The organism is Ideonella sp. P3_A4 (assembly GCF_056403075.1).
This window is the reverse complement of record NZ_JBFUGE010000892.1, coordinates 1-1,936: the sequence shown is the minus strand read 5'-3', so window position 1 is coordinate 1,936 and position 1,936 is coordinate 1. Positions and strand designations below refer to the sequence as shown.

2 protein-coding genes are annotated in these 1,936 nt (G+C 67.7%); both read left to right on the top strand.

The features are described from left to right. Window positions 1-116: 116 nt before the first annotated feature. Entirely contained in the window at window positions 117-1,226 is a 1,110-nt protein-coding gene (locus AC1DYI_RS34140; protein WP_477208543.1) for a YeeE/YedE family protein, read from the top strand. A gap of 209 nt (window positions 1,227-1,435) precedes the next feature. Continuing rightward, window positions 1,436-1,936 (top strand): ferritin-like domain-containing protein (locus tag AC1DYI_RS34135; RefSeq protein ID WP_477208542.1); only part of this gene is annotated, 501 nt, incomplete at its 3' end.

The window sequence follows — 1,936 nt, the reverse complement described above, 5'->3', positions numbered from 1 at the left end:
AAGGATTAACCCGTACAGACGGGCCGGCGGCACCCCGCGCGGCGTGGGGCATCATCGTCGGCCGCTCAGCTTCGGCTGCGTCCTCTCACCCTACCCCCTCCCCCATTGCACACGCCATGACATTTCCCCTGAGCCCTTACGCCGCGGTGCAGACGGTTCTGTGGGGCGGCCTCTTGATCGGCGTGGCCTTGGGCGCCGTGGCGCAGGCGTCGCGCTTCTGCACCATGGGTGCCTTGGCCGACTGGTTCACCTACGGCGGCACGGCACGCCTAATGATGTGGATCCTGGCCGTGGCGGTCGCGGCCGCGGGCACCCAGGCCTTGATCGGCATCGGCTGGCTCGACGCCAGCCGCACGGTGGCCTGGAGCGATCGCTTTCTTTGGCTTTCTTACCCGGTGGGCGGCGCGCTGTTCGGCTATGGCATGGTGCTGGCCTCGGGTTGCCCGCAGCGCAACCTGGTAAGGGCGGGTTCCGGCAACCTGAAGTCGGTGGTGGTGCTGCTGGTGGCGGCGCTCACGGCCCAGATGACGCTGCGCGGCGTGCTGGCCGAGCCTCGGGTTCGCGTGCTTGATGCGGCCAACGTGCAGCTCACGCATCCACAAGACCTCGGGTCGATGATGTCGCCGCTCGTCGGCATGTCACCTGCGGCCATGAGGTGGGCGCTGCTGGCGCTCTTGTTGGTGGCAGCCCTGGTGCTTCTTTGGCGTGCACGAGCTGGCATGGCGCGCAGCGACTGGACAGGCGGCGTCTTGGTGGGGCTGCTGGTCCCGACGGCCTGGATCCTCACCGGCCACCTGGGCTTCATCGCCGAGCACCCCGACACGCTCGAAGCCGCCTGGCTGGGCACGGCTTCGCACCGCCCCGAAGCCCTCACCTTTGCCGCCCCCATCGCCCACGGCCTGGATTTGCTGACGCTCTGGTCCGACCGCAACAACACGGTGACCTTCGGCGTGATGGTCACGCTGGGCGTGCTGCTCGGCAGCGTGGCTTCGGCAGTGATCCGCAAGGAGTTTCACGTCGAGTCGTTCCGCAGCGCCGGCGACATGGGCAACCACCTGCTGGGCGGCGTGCTCATGGGCTTCGGCGGCGTGACGGCGATGGGCTGCTCCATCGGCCAGGGCATCAGCGGCCTGTCTCTGCTGTCGGCAGGCTCCTGCCTCGCGGTGGCCGGCATCGTGGCAGGCGCTTGGCTTGCGCTTCGCGTGCAGGAACGCAGCGGCAGCTGAACGCCCCTCGCACAGGGATGGTGATCGTCAGCGCGAACCCCGTTGACGAATACAGTGCTCAATGCACGGTGCATCAGCGCCCTGCAACGCGCACGCGCGGGTGAATCACTGCCCGTTGTGTGCCGTGACGTTCCGAAGTAAGCCACGACGACAACCAGCTTGCCCCGTCGTGCCCAGGCAAAGCAGTAGCAACTCATTGGGAGCCACTCATGCCCTCGGAAGTACACCACTCGCGTCCGATCCGAAACCTGCGAAGCCCGCGGCCCTTCGGCAACCTGTTCGATCGCCTGGCGGGCGGCAGCCGAAGCCGAAGCCTGGCGCGCCAGGTGCGAACGCCTGAAGAGCAGCGCGCCGACCTGCGCAGCGCTGCGCAACTGGCCCTTCAGGTCGAGTTCGCCACCATACCGGTCTACCTGAGCGGCCTGTACTCGATCTCGGATACCGGCTCGAAGGCCTATCAGATCCTGCGCAGCGTCGTGATGGAGGAGATGTTCCACGTCAACCAGGCGGCCAACATCGTCGTGGCGCTGGGCGGCCAGCCGCGCTTCACCCACGAGTTCGTGCCCGTCTATCCCGGCTACCTGCCGCACGCGAACGAGAACACCACGCCGCTGCTCGGGCTGTACCGCGCCTCGATCGACGTCTTCTCGAATGTCTTCGCGGCAATCGAGACGCCGGCCCCCTGGGACGCCCCGGCGCAAGGGGACCAC